The organism is Escherichia sp. WS3227_2 (assembly GCF_046486495.1).
In the GTDB taxonomy this organism is placed as follows: domain Bacteria; phylum Pseudomonadota; class Gammaproteobacteria; order Enterobacterales; family Enterobacteriaceae; genus Escherichia; species Escherichia coli.
In genome coordinates, this window is the sequence record NZ_JBJQLG010000001.1 from 146019 (window position 1) to 166594 (window position 20576).

A 20576-nucleotide genomic window follows, 5' to 3' on the forward strand; every position below is an offset into this window, starting at 1 on the left:
ATTTATAATGCGCTATTTCATACCAATATTCACATTCGTGTGTTCCTTTGTTGCAGCCCAACCAACTATTGTCCCATCATTACAGCAACAAGTTACGGATCTTACGAGTAGCTTAAACTCACAAGAAAAGAAAGAACTGACGTACAAGTTAGAATCTATTTTCAATAATACCCAAGTGCAAATTGCTGTATTAATTGTTCCCACAACCAAAGACGAGACAATTGAAAAATATGCTACACGGGTTTTTGACAATTGGCGTTTAGGAGATGCCAAACGTAATGATGGGATACTGATCATTGTTGCCTGGTCGGATCGTACTGTCCGCATCCAGGTAGGTTATGGGCTGGAAGAAAAGGTAACCGATGCTCTGGCTGGAGATATCATCCGTAGCAACATGATACCCGCATTTAAACAACAAAAATTAGCTCAGGGATTAGAGCTAGCTATAAACGCTTTGAATAACCAACTCACTTCACAACACCAATATCCGGCTAATCCTTCAGAAATTGAATCAGCGTCTTCCAGTGATCATTATTACTTTGCTATTTTTTGGGTATTTGCAGTGATGTTCTTCCCTTTCTGGTTTTTTCATCAAGGCAGTAATTTTTGTCGCGCATGTAAAAGCAGTGTCTGTATTTCAGCAATCTATCTTTTAGATTTATTCCTGTTCTCCGATAAAACTTTTTCCATTGCTGTATTTTTCTTCTTTTTTACTTTCACCACCATTATGGTCTTTACCTGTTTATGTGTACTTCAGAAAAAAGCATCTGGTAGAAGTTATCATTCAGACAACAGCGGTTCCGGTGGCGGCTCAAGTGGCGGCGGATTTAGCGGCGGGGGCGGTTCTTCTGGCGGTGGCGGCGCGTCCGGTCGCTGGTAACTCAACCATAAAAAATGCCAGCCCGAAGGCTGGCATTTTTAAATCAGATAAAGTCAGACTTATGCCTGGCCTTTGATCTCTTTACGACCGTTGTACGGTGCTTTTTCGCCCAGAGCTTCTTCGATACGAATCAGCTGGTTGTATTTAGCAACACGGTCAGAACGGCTCATAGAACCAGTTTTGATCTGGCCTGCAGCAGTACCAACAGCCAGGTCAGCGATGGTAGCATCTTCAGTTTCGCCAGAACGGTGAGAGATTACTGCAGTGTAGCCAGCGTCTTTCGCCATCTTGATTGCAGCCAGAGTTTCGGTCAGAGAACCGATCTGGTTGAATTTGATCAGGATGGAGTTAGCGATACCTTTTTCGATACCTTCTTTCAGGATCTTGGTGTTGGTTACGAACAGGTCGTCACCAACCAGCTGGATTTTGTCGCCCAGAACTTTGGTCTGGTATGCGAAACCGTCCCAGTCAGATTCGTCCAGACCGTCTTCGATAGAAACGATCGGGTACTGTTTGGTCAGTTCTTCCAGGAAGTGAGTGAATTCTTCAGAGGTGAACGCTTTGTTGCCTTCGCCAGCCAGAACGTATTTACCATCTTTGTAGAATTCAGAAGCTGCGCAGTCCATCGCCAGAGTGATGTCTTTGCCCAGTTCATAACCAGCAGCTTTAACAGCTTCAGCGATAACAGCCAGAGCTTCAGCGTTGGAACCCAGGTTCGGCGCATAGCCACCTTCGTCACCAACAGCAGTGTTCATGCCTTTCGCTTTCAGAACTTTTGCCAGGTGATGGAAAACTTCAGAACCCATGCGGATGGCTTCTTTCACAGTTTTCGCGCCAACCGGCTGAATCATGAATTCCTGGATATCAACGTTGTTGTCAGCGTGCTCACCACCGTTGATGATGTTCATCATCGGAACCGGCATGGAGTATTTGCCCGGAGTGCCGTTCAGTTCAGCGATGTGCTCGTACAGCGGCATGCCTTTAGCGGCAGCAGCAGCTTTGGCGTTAGCCAGAGATACAGCCAGGATTGCGTTCGCGCCGAATTTGGATTTGTTTTCGGTGCCGTCCAGGTCGATCATGATCTTGTCAATGCCAGCCTGATCTTTGGCATCTTTGCCAATCAGTGCCTGAGCGATCGGGCCGTTTACCGCAGCAACAGCTTTGGTTACGCCTTTACCCAGGAAACGGGATTTGTCGCCATCGCGCAGTTCCAGAGCTTCACGGGAACCAGTAGAAGCACCTGACGGAGCAGCTGCCATACCGACGAAACCACCCTCCAGATGTACTTCGGCTTCAACAGTCGGGTTACCACGGGAGTCGATGATTTCACGACCGATGATTTTTACGATTTTGGACATTAGGTTTTCCTCAAGTCACTAGTTAAACTGAAACTCCAGACAAACAACGCGTACCCAGGGTACGCGTTGCCGTTCTAACTTTTTTACTTACTTCGCCTGACGTTTCTGGAACTCGCTGGCGGCTTTCACAAAGCCTGCAAACAGCGGGTGACCATCACGTGGAGTAGAAGTAAACTCCGGATGGAACTGGCAAGCCACGAACCACGGGTGATTCGGAACTTCGATGATCTCGACCAACTGATCATCCCCGGAACGGCCCGCAACGCGCAGACCTGCATCTTCAATCTGTTTCAACAGCATGTTGTTGACTTCGTAACGGTGACGATGACGCTCAACAATTGTCGGCGCATTGTACAGCTGGCGAACCAAGCTATCGTCAACCAACTGGCACTGCTGTGCGCCGAGACGCATGGTACCGCCGAGATCGCTCTTCTCGCTACGAACTTCAACGTTGCCGTTTTCATCGCGCCACTCGGTAATCAGCGCCACAACCGGGTACTTACAGTCTGGCACAAATTCCGTAGAGTTGGCGTTCTCCATGTTGGCAACATGGCGAGCGTAATCAATTAACGCCACCTGCATACCCAGGCAAATGCCCAGATAAGGAATATTATTCTCACGCGCAAAACGCGCGGTCGTAATCATGCCTTCTACGCCACGATAGCCGAAACCGCCAGGTACGAGGATTGCGTCCAGACCTTTAAGGATTTCAACGCCGCGCGTTTCAACATCTTGTGAATCGATCAGTTTGATGTTGACGCTGACACGATTCTTCAGCCCACCGTGTTTCAGTGCTTCGATCACGGATTTGTAAGCGTCCGGCAGTTCAATGTACTTGCCGACCATACCAATGGTGACTTCACTTACCGGATTCGCTTCTTCGAAGATAACCTGTTCCCATTCGGACAGATTCGCTTCCGGGCAGTTTAAGCTGAATCGTTTACAAATATAATCGTCCAGCCCCTGCGATTTCAACAGGCCCGGAATTTTATAGATGGAATCGACGTCTTTCAGAGAAATAACCGCTTTTTCCGGAACATTACAGAACAATGCAATCTTCGCACGTTCGTTCGCCGGAACGGCGCGATCTGAACGACAAATCAGGATGTCAGGCTGGATACCGATGGAGAGCAGCTCTTTTACAGAGTGCTGAGTCGGTTTGGTTTTGACTTCACCAGACGCTGCCATGTACGGCACCAGCGTCAGGTGCATAAACAGGGTGTGCTCACGGCCAATTTCAACAGCCATCTGGCGAATCGCTTCGAGGAACGGCAGGGATTCGATATCACCTACTGTACCGCCGATTTCGACCAGTACCACGTCATGACCTTCGCCGCCTTCCAGCACGCGCTCTTTGATAGCGTTAGTGATGTGCGGAATAACCTGTACGGTTGCGCCGAGGTAGTCACCGCGGCGTTCTTTACGCAGAACGTCAGAGTAGATACGACCCGTGGTGAAGTTGTTGCGGCGGCTCATTTTGGTACGAATGAAACGCTCGTAGTGCCCCAGGTCCAGGTCGGTTTCAGCGCCGTCTTCAGTAACGAACACTTCCCCGTGTTGGATTGGGCTCATAGTACCTGGATCGACGTTGATGTACGGATCCAGTTTCATGATGGTCACATTGAGGCCACGGGCTTCAAGAATGGCTGCGAGGGAGGCTGCGGCAATGCCTTTACCCAGAGAGGATACGACCCCGCCGGTCACAAAAATATAGTTCGTTGTCATGCTGAACCTGAGAAGTTAGGTTGAAAAGACGATGGAATAACCAGGACGGGAAAGCAGTATACCCGAACATGACCTGTGCCACAAACTTTCATTATCCCTCCTCTTCGCCAGCGCACTATTGAAATCAGGAGTGAGAAAATAGCCCCTTTGGGGTAAATGTTTTTGACGCAAATCAAGCGCTTGTCATTTAAAAAATGACACAAATGGCGCTTGACCGCGTAATTCCCTTAGAGATCAATTTCCTGCCGTTTTACCTGTTGCCAGACTTCTTCCATTGTTTCGAGGTCAACACCTGTCATTTCCAGTCCACGCGCGGCAACAATACGCTCCACTTCGCGAAAACGACGCTCGAATTTTTCGTTCGCTTTTTGCAATGCGATTTCCGCTTTTGTCCCTAAATGACGAGCCAGATTGACTGTGGCAAACAGCAGGTCACCCATTTCCTCCTCCAGTTTAGCCTGGTCGACAACAGCCTGCCGCGCTTCGTACATCACCTCATCGATCTCTTCGTAGACTTTATCGACTACCGGGCCAAGCGTCGTCCAGTCGAAGCCAACGTTGGCGCAACGTTTCTGGATTTTTTGTGCGCGCATTAAGGCGGGTAAACTACGAGGAATATCGTCCAGCGCCGAATGCTGCGCTTTTTGCGCGCGCTCTTCGGTTTTGATCTCCTCCCAACGGGCGAGAACTTCGCGGCTGTTTCCGGCAGAACTGTCAGCAAAAACATGCGGATGGCGACGTTCTAATTTATCGCTGATCGCGGCGCAAATATCATTAAAGTCAAAGCGCCCTTCTTCCTGGGCCATTTGTGCGTAAAACACCACCTGGAACAGCAGATCGCCGAGTTCACCGCGCAGATCGTCAAAATCTTCACGGGCAATGGCGTCCAGCACTTCGTAGGTTTCTTCAAGGGTGTAAGGCGCAATGGTGGCAAATGTCTGCTCTTTATCCCACGGGCAGCCGTTTTCCGGGTCGCGCAGGCGCTGCATAATAGTGAGCAAACGGTCGATTTGATTCATTGAATTGTCCTGAAAATTGCGGGTCTGTCAGGTGGAAACCTGTGACCAGAATAGAAGTGAGTAAGTAACACTACCCAATCAGCACGTTAATTTTGGCTTTAATGAGCTGTAATTCCTCTGGGGCAACCTTTCCTTTCTTCGTTGCTCCTCTTGCCCGCCAGGCGATACTTTTTACCTGATCAGCTAACGCTACGCCATCACGTTCCTGACCGGATAGAACAACTTCGAACGGATATCCTTTTGATTGCGTTGTACAAGGAACACACAGACACATACCTGTTTTGTTGTTGTACATGAACGGACTCAGGACAACAGCCGGACGATGTCCGGCTTGCTCGCTACCTTTTGTCGGGTCAAAATCAACCCAAATCAGATCGCCCATATCGGGTACGTATCGGCTTACCATTACCAGACTTCCTTATCTTTCGGCTCTCCCCAGTCGATATTCTCGTGGAGGTTTTCCGGCGTGATGTCGTTGACCAGTTCAGCAAGCGTAAATACGGGCTCTTTACGCACTGGCTCAATAATTAATTTGCCATCCACCAGGTCAATCTTCACTTCATCATCAATATTCAGATTGAGCGCCTGCATTAACGTAGCCGGGATCCGCACCGCTGGTGAATTTCCCCAACGCTTTACGCTACTGTGGATCATAACCCTTTCCTCAAACCGCTATCATATGTAGATACAGTATATATCAATCTACATTGTAGATACGAGCTAATTTCGGCCTAACTCCCGTGCAACCGACGCGCGTCGATAACGTCTGGCACCTGATTGAGTTTACCCAGCACGCGGCCCAGCACTTGCAGATTGTAAATCTCAATGGTCATGTCGATGGTCGCCAGTTGCTGTTTGGTGTCGCTACGGCTGGCAACGCCAAGTACGTTCACCTTCTCGTTGGCGAGAATGGTCGTGATATCACGTAACAACCCACTACGATCATTAGCCACCACGCGGACCACCAGCGAATATCCGGCGGAGTAGCTCTCGCCCCATACCGCGTCAACAATGCGTTCTGGCGCATGGGAGCGCAGTTCCGCCAGTTGCTCACAGTCTGCACGATGCACTGAAATACCGCGTCCCTGAGTAATGAAACCAACAATTTCATCACCAGGAATCGGCTGACAGCAGCGCGCGATGTGGTGCATCAGGTTACCGACCCCTTCAACCACCACACGACCGTTATCTTTACTGCGGTTTTGCGGCGTATAGCTTTTTTGCTGAAGTTGCTTCAGCGCGGCGGCATCCTGCTCTTCGGCACTCGGCTTATTAAATTGCGATTGCAGGAAGTTCACCATCTGATTGAGACGGATATCCCCGCCACCAATTGCCGCCAGCAACTCGTCGACATCATTGAAGTTGTAACGCGGCAGCAGATGTTTTTCTGCTTCTTTCAGGCTGATCCCCAGATGTTCCAGCTCGTCGTCAAGGATTTGCCGCCCAGCCAGAATGTTTTTGTCACGGTCCTGTTTACGGAACCAGGCGTGAATTTTCGAACGCCCACGGCTGGTTGTGACGTAACCGAGGTTTGGGTTTAACCAGTCACGGCTGGGGTTCGGCTGTTTCTGGGTAATAATTTCAATCTGGTCTCCCATCTGCAGCTGGTAGGTGAACGGCACAATGCGCCCGCCTATTTTTGCCCCGATGCAGCGGTGCCCGACATCACTGTGGATGTGGTAAGCGAAGTCCAGCGGCGTTGATCCCGCAGGCAAATCAACGACGTCACCTTTCGGCGTAAAGACGTACACCCGGTCGTCAAAGACCTGGCTGCGTACTTCGTCGAGCATTTCGCCGGAATCAGCCATCTCTTCCTGCCACGCAATCAGTTTACGCAGCCAGGCAATTCGGTCTTCATGTCCCGAACGTGCGCCGCCAGCTGCCGCGCCCTCTTTATATTTCCAGTGCGCAGCAACACCCAACTCTGCATCTTCATGCATCTGTTTGGTGCGGATTTGGATCTCTACGGTTTTGCCACCTGGTCCCAGAACCACGGTATGAATAGACTGATAACCGTTTGGTTTCGGGTTAGCGACGTAATCGTCAAACTCATCCGGCAGGTGGCGATAGTGAGTGTGCACTATCCCCAGTGCGGCATAACAATCCTGTAAACGCTCGGCGACAATACGTACCGCACGCACATCAAACAGCTCATCGAAGGCGAGGTTCTTTTTCTGCATTTTGCGCCAGATGCTGTAGATGTGTTTCGGACGACCATACACTTCAGCTTTAACGCCTTCAGCTTTCATCTCAGCGCGCAGATGGCCGACAAACTCTTCGATATAGTGTTCGCGGTCGAGACGGCGTTCATGCAGCAGTTTTGCGATGCGTTTGTATTCGGTCGGGTGGAGATAACGGAAGCAGTAATCTTCCAGCTCCCATTTCAGTTGTCCAATCCCAAGACGGTTCGCCAACGGCGCGTAGATATTGGTGCACTCTTTTGCCGCCAGTACGCGTTCATCTTCCGGCGCGTCTTTTACTTCGCGCAGATGAGCAATACGCTCTGCCAGTTTGATGACCACGCAGCGAAAATCATCGACCATCGCCAATAACATCCGGCGAACGTTATCGACCTGTTCGGAGGAAACAGAATCGGTATGCGTCGCTTTCAGCTGGCGGATCGCCGCCATATCACGCACGCCGTGAATAAGGTTAACGACCGACTTACCGACGCACTCACGCAGCACATCTTCGCTGACTACGTTGGCATCCGCCAGAGGGAACAGCAGCGCCGCCCGCAGCGTGTCAATGTCCATACTTAATGTCGAGAGGATCTCCACCATCTCAACACCACGCCACAATAACAGACTGGCATCCGGATGCCCCTGCGTCTGTTGCAGACAATACGCCCAGGTTTCGGCTAAGCACTCACACGACTTCTGGCTGGTAATACCCAGACTTGCGATCCATTTTTCCGGATCAAATTCACCAGCCTTATTGATATGTGCACTTCTTACCGCAACCATCGTCCTCTCCTTTAGGGACCAGACCTGCCGAAATCGGCAAATCGCAACTATTTAACGCGCGAGAAAAGTACCATCGATTCCAGATGTCCCGTGTGTGGGAACATATCCAGCATCGCCAGTCGCGCAATGGTATATCCTGCTTTTAATAACGCTTCGCTATCCCGAGCCAGCGTTGCAGGGTTACAGGATACATAAACTATACGAATAGGTTCCAGTTTTATAATTTGCTGCATAACACCTGCGGCACCTGCTCGCGCCGGGTCCAGCAACACTTTATCGAAGCCGTTTTTCGCCCACGGCTGCTTTGTGACATCTTCTTCAAGATTTTCGTGATAAAACGTCACATTGTGTAAGCCATTAAGACGCGCATTCTGCTGGCCTTTTTCCACCAGCGCCGGAACACCTTCTACACCCACCACACTGGCAGCTTGTGTCGCTAATGGCAGTGTAAAGTTGCCCATACCGCAGAACAAATCCAGTACGCGATCTTCAGGTTGCACATCCAGCCATTCCAACGCACGCGCTACCATTTTTTGGTTCACACCCGCATTGACCTGAATAAAATCGCGCGGGCTAAAAGTTAAGCGCAACCCGTTTGAGTCATACCAGGGCATCTCACCAGCGACGGTTTCGAGTATCTCACTATCGGGGGCGAGATACAGATCCAGGCCTTCAGAATGCGAAAAGCGTTCCAGTTTTTCGCGATCAGCCGAACTTAGCGGTGCGGTATGGCGCAAAATCATCAGCGTGCCGCTGGTTGCCTGTACCAGTTCAACATGACCAAGATGGCGCATAGCTTGTAAGCTGTCCAGGCATGCCCTGACTTTGGGCAGCAATGCTTCAAGTTGGGGCACTAAAATGGGGCATTGTTTAACGTCGACAATGTCACTGGAGCCCGCTTTGCGAAACCCCATCTGAAGTTGCTGTGTTTTCGGTAAGTAGTTCAGACTTAAACGCGCGCGACGGCGATAGCCCCAGGGAACATCGGCGATCACTTCAGAGACTTCGTGTTTCATTAATCGGGCGAGTGCCGCACTTTTGCTTCGCTGCTGTAAATCCACGCTGGCGTGTTGTTGCTGACAGCCGCCGCATACGCCAAAATGAGGGCAGCGTGGCGTTTCGCGTTCCGGGCTATCGCTTAACCGGCGCACGACTTTAGCGCGGGCGTATTGTTTTTTATCTTCAGTAACAGTAACTTCCGCGTTTTCCTGTGGCAATAATCCAGGAATAAATAACGCTTTGCCGTTATGTCGTGCCACGCCCTGACCAAAAGAGTCGAGGTCGTTGACTGAAACAGTTATGATCTGACGCGTCGTCGTGCGTCGTTTTGCAGAGTAGAATTGCGCCATTGGCGAGACTTTCTCAATTTAACAGTGTGACCTTAATTGTCCCATAACGGAACTCCATGACCAACTACAGCCTGCGCGCACGCATGATGATTCTGATCCTGGCACCGACCGTCCTTATTGGTTTATTGCTGAGTATCTTTTTCGTTGTGCATCGCTATAACGACTTGCAGCGTCAACTGGAAGATGCCGGAGCCAGCATTATTGAGCCGCTTGCAGTTTCTACTGAATATGGCATGAGCCTGCAAAATCGCGAATCTATCGGTCAGTTAATAAGCGTACTGCATCGTCGCCATTCCGATATTGTTCGCGCGATTTCGGTTTATGATGAAAATAATCGACTCTTTGTCACCTCCAATTTTCATCTTGATCCCTCATCAATGCAGCTCGGCAGCAACGTGCCGTTTCCTCGCCAGCTCACTGTCACCCGTGACGGCGATATTATGATCCTCCGCACGCCGATTATTTCTGAGAGTTACTCCCCCGACGAATCGCCCAGTAGCGATGCCAAAAATAGTCAAAATATGCTGGGATATATTGCGCTGGAGCTGGATCTTAAATCGGTTCGCTTGCAGCAATATAAAGAGATCTTTATTTCCAGCGTGATGATGCTGTTTTGTATCGGTATTGCGCTTATTTTTGGCTGGCGCTTAATGCGCGATGTAACCGGTCCGATTCGCAATATGGTGAATACCGTCGACCGCATCCGTCGCGGGCAACTCGACAGCCGGGTGGAAGGATTTATGCTCGGCGAGCTGGATATGCTGAAAAACGGTATCAACTCGATGGCAATGTCGCTGGCTGCTTATCACGAAGAGATGCAGCACAATATCGACCAGGCGACGTCCGATCTGCGTGAAACGCTGGAGCAGATGGAAATTCAGAACGTTGAGTTGGATCTGGCGAAAAAGCGCGCCCAGGAAGCGGCGCGTATTAAATCCGAGTTTCTTGCAAATATGTCACACGAGCTGCGTACACCACTGAATGGTGTTATTGGCTTTACCCGCCTGACGCTGAAAACAGAATTAACACCAACACAGCGCGATCACCTGAATACGATTGAACGTTCGGCAAATAATTTGCTGGCAATTATTAATGATGTTCTCGACTTCTCGAAACTGGAAGCAGGTAAGCTGATTCTGGAAAGTATTCCATTCCCACTACGCAGCACGCTGGATGAAGTCGTTACCCTGCTGGCACATTCTTCTCACGATAAAGGGTTGGAACTGACGCTCAATATTAAGAGCGACGTGCCCGATAACGTGATCGGCGACCCACTGCGATTACAGCAAATCATCACTAACCTGGTGGGGAATGCAATTAAATTCACCGAGAATGGCAACATTGATATTCTGGTAGAAAAACGTGCGCTGAGTAATACTAAAGTGCAGATTCGGGATACCGGCATTGGTATTCCTGAACGCGATCAATCGCGCTTATTCCAGGCCTTCCGACAGGCTGATGCCAGTATTTCCCGCCGTCATGGTGGCACCGGGCTGGGGCTGGTGATTACACAAAAACTGGTTAATGAAATGGGCGGCGATATTTCGTTCCATAGCCAGCCGAATCGCGGTTCAACTTTCTGGTTCCACATTAATCTCGATCTGAACCCGAACATTATTATCGAAGGGCCATCCACCCAGTGCCTAGCCGGCAAGCGCCTGGCCTATGTCGAACCAAACTCCGCAGCAGCGCAATGCACGCTGGATATTTTAAGTGAAACGCCGCTGGAAGTGGTTTATAGCCCAACGTTCTCCGCGCTGCCTCCCGCGCATTACGACATGATGTTGTTAGGCATCGCGGTGACCTTCCGCGAGCCGTTAACAATGCAACATGAGCGATTAGCGAAAGCGGTATCGATGACCGATTTCCTGATGCTGGCACTTCCTTGCCATGCACAAGTCAATGCTGAAAAACTTAAGCAAGATGGTATCGGCGCGTGTCTGCTGAAACCATTAACACCTACGCGCCTGTTACCTGCCCTGACGGAATTTTGTCATCACAAACAAAACACGCTTTTGCCTGTAACCGATGAAAGTAAGCTGGCAATGACAGTCATGGCGGTTGATGACAACCCCGCTAACCTGAAACTTATCGGCGCATTGCTGGAAGATATGGTGCAACATGTGGAACTTTGCGATAGCGGGCATCAGGCGGTTGAACGGGCGAAACAGATGCCGTTCGATTTGATCTTAATGGATATTCAAATGCCGGACATGGACGGCATTCGGGCCTGCGAACTCATCCACCAGCTCCCCCATCAGCAACAAACGCCAGTTATCGCGGTAACGGCGCATGCAATGGCCGGGCAAAAAGAGAAGCTGCTTGGCGCAGGGATGAGCGATTATCTGGCGAAACCGATTGAAGAAGAGCGATTGCATAATTTGTTGTTGCGCTACAAGCCTGGCAGCGGTATTTCCTCTCGCGTCGTGACGCCCGAAGTCAACGAAATTGTGGTGAACCCGAATGCGACCCTCGACTGGCAACTGGCACTACGCCAGGCAGCAGGAAAAACCGATTTAGCGCGCGATATGCTGCAAATGTTACTCGATTTCCTGCCTGAAGTTCGCAACAAAGTTGAGGAACAGCTGGTTGGAGAAAACCCGGAAGGCCTGGTTGATTTGATTCATAAACTGCATGGCAGTTGCGGCTATAGCGGTGTGCCGCGTATGAAGAATCTCTGCCAACTGATCGAACAACAGCTACGTAGCGGTACTAAAGAAGAAGATTTGGAGCCGGAGCTGCTGGAACTGTTGGACGAGATGGATAATGTAGCGCGCGAAGCCAGCAAAATTCTCGGGTAACGGACGTCTTGTCGAGTAGCAATCGGCTTTTTATGACGCTGGTTTCAGATTGGTGACAAAGTGCCTGTGTTTATTCCGGATGCGGCGTTAACGCCTTATCCGGCCTACAAAACCAATTAAATTCAATGAATTAAAAAGTATGTTGGCCTGATACGTAGCGCAACAGGCAATTTTGCGTTTGGCATCAGTCTCAAACCGGCTCCTGACAGAGCCGGTTTTGGTTTTCTGTCTTAACGCACCATGCACGGACGCTTGTTATCGAACGTCCAGCCAGGAATCAGATACTGCATTCCCATTGCATCGTCACGCGCGCCAAGCCCGTGTTTCTGATACAGCTCGTGGGCTTTCATCACCTGATCCATATCGATTTCTACGCCCAATCCTGGTTTTTGCGGCACCTGTACCAGCCCGCCTTTGATCTCAAACGGTTCTTTGGTCAGACGCTGATTGCCTTCCTGCCAGATCCAGTGCGTATCAATAGCAGTAATTTTACCCGGTGCAGCAGCGGCTACATGGGTAAACATCGCCAGGGAAATATCGAAGTGGTTGTTAGAGTGTGAACCCCAGGTCAGGCCAAATTCATGGCACATTTGCGCCACACGTACCGAACCTTGCATCGTCCAGAAATGCGGATCCGCCAGCGGGATATCAACGGATTGTAACGAGAGCGTATGGCCCATCTGCCGCCAGTCGGTGGCGATCATATTGGTTGCAGTCGGCAGACCTGTCGCGCGGCGGAACTCTGCCATCACTTCACGCCCGGAAAAACCTTGCTCCGCACCACACGGATCTTCTGCATAAGCCAGCGAACCTTTCAGGTATTTACCGATTTTAATCGCTTCGTTCAGCGACCAGGCACCGTTAGGATCGAGGGTAATACGCGCCTGCGGGAAGCGTTGCGCCAGTGCCACAATAGATTCTGCTTCTTCTTCCCCGGCCAGTACACCGCCCTTCAGTTTGAAATCGTTGAAGCCATATTTTTCATATGCCGCTTCCGCCAGGCGCACCACCGCATCCGGCGTCATCGCTTCTTCGTGACGCAGGCGATACCAGTCACATGAGTCATCCGGCTGGCTTTGATACGGCAGCGGTGTGGCTTTGCGATTACCGACGAAGAACAGATAACCGAGCATTTCGACTTCGCTACGCTGTTGACCATCGCCCAGCAGCGATGCCACGTTAACCCCCAGATGCTGCCCCAGCAGATCCAGCATTGCCGCTTCTATCCCGGTAACCACATGAATAGTGGTCCGCAGGTCAAATGTCTGCAAACCGCGCCCGCCGGCATCACGATCGGCAAATGTATTACGCACCAGCGTCAGAACGTTTTTGTATTCACCCAGCGTTTTACCCACCACTAGCGGAATCGCATCTTCCAGCGTTTTACGGATTTTCTCGCCGCCGGGAATTTCCCCTACGCCGGTGTGACCAGAATTATCTTTGATAATCACAATATTACGCGTGAAGAACGGTGCGTGTGCACCACTCAGATTCATCAGCATACTGTCATGGCCCGCCACCGGGATGACCTGCATTTCAGTAACAACAGGCGTCGTAAATTGAGAACTCATATTTATGTCCTTTTTCAAAATCAATGACGGCCGAAAACGGGACGTTTACGGTCAAAGGTCCAGCCGGGGATCAGGTACTGCATCGGGCCCGCGTCGTTACGCGCACCGCCAGGCAGACGTTTATAGGCCTCATGCGCCTTTTGTACCTGCTCCCAGTCCAGTTCCACGCCCAGACCGGGCGCATCAGGAACTGCAATTTTTCCGTTTTTAATCTCCAGCGGATTTTGGGTCAGGCGACAATCTCCCTCCTGCCAAATCCAGTGGGTATCGATAGCGGTAGGATTACCCGGTGCCGCCGCACCCACATGGGTAAACATCGCCAGAGAGATATCAAAGTGGTTGTTGGAATGACAGCCCCAGGTCAGCCCCCAGTCGTCGCAAAGCTGCGCCACGCGGACTGCACCGGAAAGCGTCCAGAAGTGCGGATCGGCAAGTGGAATATCTACTGCATTGAGCATTACCGCATGACCCATTTCACGCCAGTTGGTGGCGATCATGTTAGTCGCGACGGGCAAGCCGGTCGCCCGCCGAAACTCCGCCATCACTTCACGACCGGAGAAACCCTGTTCTGCGCCGCATGGATCTTCGGCATAGGTAAGAACATCATTCAGCCCTTTGCACAAAGAAATGGCTTCATCAAGCAGCCATGCACCGTTGGGATCAACGGTAATCCGCGCATCCGGGAAGCGTTTCTTCAATGCACGAACAGTGTCGATTTCTTGCTCGCCAGGTAACACTCCGCCCTTAAGTTTGAAATCTTTAAAGCCATAACGATCCTGTGAAGCTTCCGCCAGACGCACAACGGCTTCGCTGTTCATCGCTTTCTGATGGCGCAACTGATACCACTCATGGTTGCCCGGCGTATTTTCCAGATAAGGAAGATCGGTTTTGGTCCGATCACCGATATAAAACAGATAACCGAGGACGGTAATAGCCTCGCGTTGCTTGCCTGGCCCCAACAGTTCGCAGACCGGAACATTCAGCGCCTTACCTAGCAGGTCAAGCAAGGCGGCTTCCAGCGCCGCCACGGCATTAACGCGCAATTCAAAAGTCCAGGCACCTTTGCCGAAGGTATCAAAATCGGCTGCCTGATTACCTTTATGCACCTGCTGAACCACTTTATTCAGGCGCGCAACTTCCTGGCCCAACACCATCGGAATAGCATCGACAAGCGTCTGATAAATCACCTCTCCGCCTGGCGCTTCACCAATGCCGGTATGCCCGGCGTTATCGGTGAGTACCACAATATTGCGAGTGAAATATGCGTTATGCGCCCCACCAATATTAAGCAACATGCTATCGTGCCCGGCGACCGGAATGACTTTCATATCAGTAATAACAGGACTGGATTGTGTCGTCATCTTATTGCCCCGCGACAGGTTTCAGCTCGATACGCTTGATATCGCCCACCAGCACCAGGTAGCTCAGTACCGCGATTAAGGCATGAACACCAACATAAATCAGCGCCCCATTAAACGAGCCAGTCGTGCCAACGATATAACCAATTGCGATTGGCGTGACGATGCCAGAAATGTTACCGAACATGTTGAACAGGCCACCGGAAAGACCGCTGATCTCTTTTGGCGCGGTATCTGCCATTACTGCCCAACCCAGCGCCCCGATGCCCTTACCGAAGAAGGCCAGCGCCATAAAGCCGATGATCATCCACTCAACGTTGACGTAGTTGCAGAACACCATCACCATCGACAGCAACATGCCCATTACGATCGGTGTTTTACGCGCAATGTTCAGCGATCCCGTGCGGCGCATCAGCCAGTCGGAAATAATCCCACCCAGCACACCGCCGATAAAACCGCAAACCGCCGGAACGGAAGCCACAAAGCCCGCTTTCAGAATCGACATCCCGCGTGCCTGCACCAGATAAACCGGGAACCAGGTAATAAAGAAGTAAGTCAGGGCGTTGATACAGTACTGACCGATATAAACGCCGATCATCATCCGTGACCCTAGCAGCTGTTTGATCTGCCCCCACTTCACGCTGAACGGTACTTTAACTTTGGTGTTTTGCTGATCCATATTGATCAGCGCGCCACCCGCGGCGATGTACTCCAGCTCTTTCTGATTTACACCCGGATGTTGATTTGGCTCGTGGATGACTTTCAGCCAGAAAAAGCTGATGACAATGCCCAGACCGCCCATAAAGAAGAAGACGTGTGACCAGCCCACTTCATGAGTCAGCCAGCCCATAATCGGCGCGAAGATCACCGTTGCGAAGTATTGAGCGGAGTTAAAAATAGACACCGCCGTTCCCCTTTCCTGCGCCGGAAACCAGGCCGCAACAATGCGACTGTTGCCGGGGAAAGATGGCGCTTCAGCAAGCCCGACCAGGAAGCGCAGAGTAAACAGGGCAACGATAATGCCGAATCCACTAAAAATATCGACGAAGCCTTGCAGCAAGGTAAACATCGACCAGATAAAGATCGACCAGAAGTAGACGCGTTTTGAACCAAAACGATCCAGCAACCAACCACCAGGGATCTGTCCGATAACATAAGCCCATGAGAAAGCAGAGAACACATAGCCCATTCCCACGGGATCAAGGCCGATATCTTTGGCCATTTCCGAACCGGCAATAGAAAGCGTAGCGCGGTCGCCGTAGTTGAAGGATGTGACGATAAACAACATCACCACTATCCAGTAACGAGCATTTGTGCGTTTTTCCACACTGCTCGCAGCCTGACTTAAAGAACTCATTGTTGCACTCCTGAAAATTCGCGTTAGCCACGCTCACTCTGGACTGCGACATCGCCAGGAAATCAGAGGTGACGTAGGGTGTTTTTTGCCGTTTTTATAGGTCGTTCGCCGAATACGGCGCGTGTTTATATCTGGCAATAGCAGTATAAAAAGCGCGCCATAGCGGCTCACCGTGCAACAACACAACATTAATGCGTTCAATGAGGCCCGATTTTGGCATTAGCCCTGGACGGTGGAATCCACTTCACGGAAATGAAAACAAGAACAAGAAAGGAAGGGTTAAAACGAAGAAATAAAGAAGAGTATGAAATGGATCGCTTGACTCCAGGCAAACGCCAGTAAAAATCCGCGCTATGAAGCAGTTTTTACTGGCATTTGCCTGAAAAGATTCGATTCAGCACCGCTAAAACGGCATTTACCGCTCGCTGAACGTATCAGGACAACAGCGTGCCCCAATGTTCGACCCACGGATTTGATTCCGTTTCCGGTTCCGGGTTCTCACTGGCGTCAATCAACAGCATTTCTCCCACCCGCTGAGCGCTCTGTTCCTGCAACAAGGCATCGAACTGTTTGCCGCCATTGCAGAAATTCACATAACTACTGTCGCCGAGCGCAATCACGCCATAACGCAGATTCGGCTGGAAGCCCAGGGTATCTTTAATTCCCTGAAAGAGCGGCACAATGCTATCAGGAAGGTCGCCCTGCCCGGTCGTGGACGTAACCACCAGAACATACTTATTCTGATAGGGCAGCCAGTCGCTTAATTCAGGATCTTCAAATACCGTTGCTTTGTGGCCCTGCGCGGTCAGAATTGCTTCCGCTTCTTCCGCCACTAACAGCGAATTTCCGTACATAGTGCCCACAAAAATACCAATTTCCGCCATACCGTTTTCTCCCTGGATTAGGAACTTATCTCTCCATCCTGACCCGATGGCGCACTGAACTCAACCCTTTCATTTTCAGGAAGCAGACCCCGCCAGCCAAATTGTGATAACGCCTGCATCCAGGTGCCGTCCAGGCCCGCGTGAATAGTCAACGGCTCGCCAGTAAAAGGATGCGTCAATGACAACTGACTGGCATGCAGCATTAACCGCTGAAGGCCAAAATGTTCAGCACCGCTGCGATTCTGGCGTAAATCACCATGTTTGCTGTCGCCAATAATCGGATGGCGCAAATGGGCAAGATGGCGACGGAGCTGGTGCTTGCGTCCGGTTTTCGGCTCCAGTTCCACCAGGCCGTAGCGCGTGGTCGGGTAACGTCCGGTCGCTACCGGCATTTCTACGGTCGCCAGACCGCGATAATGCGTCACTGCTGGCTGTGGGCCTTTATCTTCGCGAGCAAATTTATCAGCGATTTTGTCCAGTTCTTCCACCAGTGGATAATCCAGAACTGCTTCTTCCATCAACCAGCCGCGCACAATCGCATGGTAACGTTTCTGGATTTGGTGCTGTTCAAACTGTTGTGCCAGCAGCCGTCCGGCCTCGCTGGATAATCCCATCAACAACACACCAGAAGTTGGTCGGTCCAGACGATGAGCAGTAAACACATGCTGGCCTATCTGGTCACGCACGGTTTGCATGACCACTACTTTCTCGTCGCGATCCAGCCAGCTGCGGTGAACCAGCCAGCCGGAGGGTTTATTTACCGCAACCAGCCATTCATCCTGATAGAGTATTTCCAGCATTAGCTCGCATCATCCGCAAAAAGAGCATCCAGTTTTTCCAGCTCAGCCAGAATAAGCGCGCGTTGCGGGTGGTCCGTCGCCAGCGCCATTTCATAATAGGGAGCAACGGCAAAAGCACCCGGTAACGGCTGGTTGTTTTCTAACAAATCGTGCATTCGCGGGATCAGCACCCACTGCAACCACTCCAGTGGTTCCATGGTGTCCATAAAGAACGGTTGGGTACTATTAAATTGATGCGGCTGGGGTTCATCGTTTCGCCAGTGCTGATGTTCACGCAGTAACGCTTCAAGCGCCTGCAACTGGAAACGAACGCGGTCATGAGTGGTCATAAAGCAACCTCAATAAGAAAAACTGCCGCGAAGGATAGCAGGAATAAAAAAAGGGAGCACTGTATTCACAGTGCTCCCGGTTCGTTTCGCAGCATTCCAGCTACTTTTGTTGCTCCCTGCTCATCCTTGACAACTTTTCCTCTGGCCTTGCGGCCAATCGTTCATCCTGAACTATTGCTTCCTGCTCACACCACCCCGATGTGATACTTCATCCTGAAGTGTCCCTGGCCTTCCTGACCCACCGAATCATCCTGACCGGTTCTCATTCTCCATCCTGGAGGTGTCCTTTAACGCGTCCTGCGTCATCCTCTTCGCTTCATCCAGAAGCCTTTCCCTGAAACACCATCCTGGTGTGTCCTTCAGAAGTGTCATCATCCTGATGTTCACTTCGTTGTCTGACTCCCTGTCGACGAAGATAGAATCGTCTTTTTCGCGAAGTCTTACAAGGCGCTTACAGACAATGCCTTAAGGAAAATTTCATATGAAAGTTAAGAATTGACAAGCAATATATTGATTTTAAATGAAAATAACGATTCTTATCTTTTTAAGTATTCGCTTATTTCCTGGCGATCTCCTACAGAGTCTGTAAGAGATCTCTCACAACCAGATGGGGTATTTGGATTACAGAAGAGGCTTAAGTTGATTAAGGAATTCCGCAAGATTTGAGGCTAAATGCGTCCGTTTACGTGTTCCCAGCGTCTCTTTGCACACTTCACCGGAGAGATTACACACCGAGATCACCTCTAACTCTTCTTCCAGCGTCGCGATAAATAGCGTGGGCGGCAATTTTAGCCTTTTCTGAGTCACCAGATGACCAATCAGATTTTCCTGCACCCGACGGAAGTCGTCTTCACTCCAGGTTTGCAGCAATGTCAGTTTGATATCGCCAAACTGCGCGTGCATATCCCCGGCAAACTGAGTCGTATAAAAGGTATGAATTGTGGGTTGTATCACAAGATCAAAAGCGCGTTCAACCGCGTTTACATTTTGTTCCCCGGTAAACGGCTGGGGTTGCCAGTATACGGCATCTTCGGTGGTTGAAATAATGCACGGTGAAGGAACGCCGTACAGTTCCTCACTCAACGGCCAGCTTTTATGCTCTTCATGCCACGCATCGCAGTAGCGTGCAGTAAAATCTTTCAGGGCTTGTGCGGTCAAATCGTCCACTAATTTCTCTCTTCACCTAAACCAGATACACTTGTCGTTTAGTTTATCTGGTTTATGACGGTGAAACATGTCTTCTTATGCAAACCATCAGGCACTTGCGGGCCTGACTCTTGGAAAATCAACCGATTACCGGGATACCTATGACGCCAGCCTACTGCAAGGCGTTCCGCGTAGTCTGAATCGCGATCCGCTGGGTCTGAAAGCGGATAACCTGCCTTTTCACGGTACGGATATCTGGACGCTGTATGAACTTTCCTGGCTGAATGCGAAAGGTTTGCCGCAGGTCGCCGTCGGTCATGTTGAACTTGATTACACCAGCGCAAATCTGATTGAGTCGAAGAGTTTTAAGCTCTATCTCAACAGTTTTAACCAGACGCGTTTTAATAACTGGGATGAGGTGCGCCAGACGCTGGAGCGCGACTTAAGCACTTGCGCCCAGGGTAAGGTTAGCGTGGCGTTATATCGTCTTGATGAACTGGAAGGCCAACCGATAGGTCATTTCAATGGCACTTGCATTGATGACCAGGATATCACTATCGATAACTATGAATTCACTACTGACTATCTGGAGAATGCCACCAGTGGCGAAAAAGTAGTAGAAGAGACGCTCGTCAGCCACCTGCTGAAATCAAACTGCCTGATCACCCATCAACCAGATTGGGGATCGATCCAAATTCAGTATCGTGGACGCCAAATTGACAGAGAAAAACTGCTGCGTTACCTGGTTTCTTTCCGTCATCACAACGAGTTCCACGAACAGTGCGTGGAACGCATCTTTAATGACCTGTTACGCTTCTGCCAGCCAGAGAAATTGAGCGTTTACGCACGTTATACCCGTCGTGGCGGTCTGGACATTAACCCGTGGCGCAGTAATAGCGATTTTGTCCCATCGACCACAAGACTGGTTCGGCAATAAATTTTTTCTCAATTTTGCGTGCTGGATTCACGCAGAAGGTTGTGAAAGGTCATCAGGCAGGGCTATTGTAATCAAAGGGAATGACGATATTCGTCC

General features: G+C 50.5%; 17 protein-coding genes. 3 read left to right on the forward strand and 14 right to left on the reverse strand.

What is annotated here, in order from left to right; all coding sequences use genetic code 11:
- The first annotated feature begins 7 nt into the window (after positions 1-7).
- Positions 8-880, forward strand: a complete 873-nt coding sequence (locus ACJHXB_RS00765) for a TPM domain-containing protein (RefSeq protein ID WP_001268474.1) — start codon at positions 8-10, stop codon at positions 878-880.
- Positions 881-939: 59 nt separating this feature from the next.
- On the opposite strand, the gene eno is transcribed toward ACJHXB_RS00765, so the two are convergent.
- The 7 genes from eno to rlmD all read right to left on the reverse strand — a co-directional run bounded on the left by eno (position 940) and on the right by rlmD (position 9297).
- Positions 940-2238 carry a phosphopyruvate hydratase gene (gene eno, locus ACJHXB_RS00770; RefSeq protein ID WP_000036723.1) on the reverse strand — a complete coding sequence of 433 codons (1299 nt, stop codon included), beginning with the start codon at positions 2236-2238 and terminating at the stop codon, positions 940-942.
- 87 nt (positions 2239-2325) lie between these two features.
- A complete protein-coding gene (gene pyrG, locus ACJHXB_RS00775; protein ID WP_000210878.1) occupies positions 2326-3963 on the reverse strand; it encodes a glutamine hydrolyzing CTP synthase in 1638 nt (545 codons plus the stop codon).
- Between the two features lie 227 nt (positions 3964-4190).
- Positions 4191-4982, reverse strand: a complete 792-nt coding sequence (gene mazG, locus ACJHXB_RS00780) for a nucleoside triphosphate pyrophosphohydrolase (RefSeq protein WP_001071667.1) — start codon at positions 4980-4982, stop codon at positions 4191-4193.
- A 70-nt stretch (positions 4983-5052) separates the two neighbouring features.
- Positions 5053-5388 (reverse strand): endoribonuclease MazF, encoded by a 336-nt coding sequence (gene mazF / locus ACJHXB_RS00785; protein ID WP_000254736.1) that lies wholly within the window; start codon positions 5386-5388, stop codon positions 5053-5055.
- Positions 5388-5636, reverse strand: a complete 249-nt coding sequence (gene mazE, locus ACJHXB_RS00790; RefSeq protein WP_000581937.1) for a type II toxin-antitoxin system antitoxin MazE — start codon at positions 5634-5636, stop codon at positions 5388-5390. The genes mazF and mazE overlap by 1 nt, the downstream gene beginning before the upstream one ends.
- 77 nt (positions 5637-5713) lie before the next feature.
- Positions 5714-7948, reverse strand: coding sequence for a GTP diphosphokinase (gene relA, locus ACJHXB_RS00795; protein ID WP_000226799.1), 2235 nt, complete (start codon positions 7946-7948; stop codon positions 5714-5716).
- Between the two features lie 47 nt (positions 7949-7995).
- The gene (gene rlmD / locus ACJHXB_RS00800) at positions 7996-9297 is read right to left on the reverse strand and encodes a 23S rRNA (uracil(1939)-C(5))-methyltransferase RlmD (RefSeq protein WP_000046786.1); all 1302 of its coding nucleotides are present in this window, start codon (positions 9295-9297) and stop codon (positions 7996-7998) included.
- A gap of 56 nt (positions 9298-9353) precedes the next feature.
- Between rlmD and barA the strand changes: the two genes are divergently transcribed.
- A complete protein-coding gene (gene barA, locus ACJHXB_RS00805; protein ID WP_137524766.1) occupies positions 9354-12098 on the forward strand; it encodes a two-component sensor histidine kinase BarA in 2745 nt (914 codons plus the stop codon).
- A gap of 230 nt (positions 12099-12328) precedes the next feature.
- Here barA and gudD read toward each other — a convergent pair whose 3' ends face one another.
- The 7 genes from gudD to syd form a co-directional block, all read right to left on the reverse strand.
- A complete protein-coding gene (gene gudD, locus ACJHXB_RS00810; RefSeq protein WP_000098256.1) occupies positions 12329-13669 on the reverse strand; it encodes a glucarate dehydratase in 1341 nt (446 codons plus the stop codon).
- 20 nt (positions 13670-13689) lie between these two features.
- Positions 13690-15030, reverse strand: coding sequence for an enolase C-terminal domain-like protein (locus ACJHXB_RS00815; protein WP_001551566.1), 1341 nt, complete (start codon positions 15028-15030; stop codon positions 13690-13692).
- A 1-nt stretch (position 15031) separates the two neighbouring features.
- Positions 15032-16384 (reverse strand): galactarate/glucarate/glycerate transporter GudP, encoded by a 1353-nt coding sequence (gene gudP / locus ACJHXB_RS00820; RefSeq protein ID WP_000097071.1) that lies wholly within the window; start codon positions 16382-16384, stop codon positions 15032-15034.
- Between the two features lie 434 nt (positions 16385-16818).
- Complete coding sequence (locus ACJHXB_RS00825) at positions 16819-17268, reverse strand: flavodoxin (protein WP_000807759.1); 450 nt, start codon at positions 17266-17268, stop codon at positions 16819-16821.
- 17 nt (positions 17269-17285) lie between these two features.
- Entirely contained in the window at positions 17286-18068 is a 783-nt protein-coding gene (gene truC / locus ACJHXB_RS00830) for a tRNA pseudouridine(65) synthase TruC (RefSeq protein WP_000890003.1), read from the reverse strand.
- Complete coding sequence (locus ACJHXB_RS00835) at positions 18068-18397, reverse strand: YqcC family protein (protein WP_000206975.1); 330 nt, start codon at positions 18395-18397, stop codon at positions 18068-18070. The genes truC and ACJHXB_RS00835 overlap by 1 nt, the downstream gene beginning before the upstream one ends.
- A 621-nt stretch (positions 18398-19018) precedes the next feature.
- A complete protein-coding gene (gene syd / locus ACJHXB_RS00840) occupies positions 19019-19564 on the reverse strand; it encodes a SecY-interacting protein (RefSeq protein ID WP_000342439.1) in 546 nt (181 codons plus the stop codon).
- 67 nt (positions 19565-19631) lie between these two features.
- On the opposite strand from syd, the gene queF reads away from it, so the two are divergent.
- Positions 19632-20480, forward strand: a complete 849-nt coding sequence (gene queF, locus ACJHXB_RS00845) for an NADPH-dependent 7-cyano-7-deazaguanine reductase QueF (protein ID WP_000100411.1) — start codon at positions 19632-19634, stop codon at positions 20478-20480.
- The last annotated feature ends 96 nt before the right edge of the window (positions 20481-20576 follow it).

Coding starts and splice junctions, on each gene's coding strand:
- ACJHXB_RS00765 (WP_001268474.1), top strand. CDS start 8: ATGCGCTATTTCATACCAATATTCACATTCGTGTGTTCCTTTGTTGCA.
- eno (WP_000036723.1), bottom strand. CDS start 2,238: ATGTCCAAAATCGTAAAAATCATCGGTCGTGAAATCATCGACTCCCGT.
- pyrG (WP_000210878.1), bottom strand. CDS start 3,963: ATGACAACGAACTATATTTTTGTGACCGGCGGGGTCGTATCCTCTCTG.
- mazG (WP_001071667.1), bottom strand. CDS start 4,982: ATGAATCAAATCGACCGTTTGCTCACTATTATGCAGCGCCTGCGCGAC.
- mazF (WP_000254736.1), bottom strand. CDS start 5,388: ATGGTAAGCCGATACGTACCCGATATGGGCGATCTGATTTGGGTTGAT.
- mazE (WP_000581937.1), bottom strand. CDS start 5,636: ATGATCCACAGTAGCGTAAAGCGTTGGGGAAATTCACCAGCGGTGCGG.
- relA (WP_000226799.1), bottom strand. CDS start 7,948: ATGGTTGCGGTAAGAAGTGCACATATCAATAAGGCTGGTGAATTTGAT.
- rlmD (WP_000046786.1), bottom strand. CDS start 9,297: ATGGCGCAATTCTACTCTGCAAAACGACGCACGACGACGCGTCAGATC.
- barA (WP_137524766.1), top strand. CDS start 9,354: ATGACCAACTACAGCCTGCGCGCACGCATGATGATTCTGATCCTGGCA.
- gudD (WP_000098256.1), bottom strand. CDS start 13,669: ATGAGTTCTCAATTTACGACGCCTGTTGTTACTGAAATGCAGGTCATC.
- ACJHXB_RS00815 (WP_001551566.1), bottom strand. CDS start 15,030: ATGACGACACAATCCAGTCCTGTTATTACTGATATGAAAGTCATTCCG.
- gudP (WP_000097071.1), bottom strand. CDS start 16,384: ATGAGTTCTTTAAGTCAGGCTGCGAGCAGTGTGGAAAAACGCACAAAT.
- ACJHXB_RS00825 (WP_000807759.1), bottom strand. CDS start 17,268: ATGGCGGAAATTGGTATTTTTGTGGGCACTATGTACGGAAATTCGCTG.
- truC (WP_000890003.1), bottom strand. CDS start 18,068: ATGCTGGAAATACTCTATCAGGATGAATGGCTGGTTGCGGTAAATAAA.
- ACJHXB_RS00835 (WP_000206975.1), bottom strand. CDS start 18,397: ATGACCACTCATGACCGCGTTCGTTTCCAGTTGCAGGCGCTTGAAGCG.
- queF (WP_000100411.1), top strand. CDS start 19,632: ATGTCTTCTTATGCAAACCATCAGGCACTTGCGGGCCTGACTCTTGGA.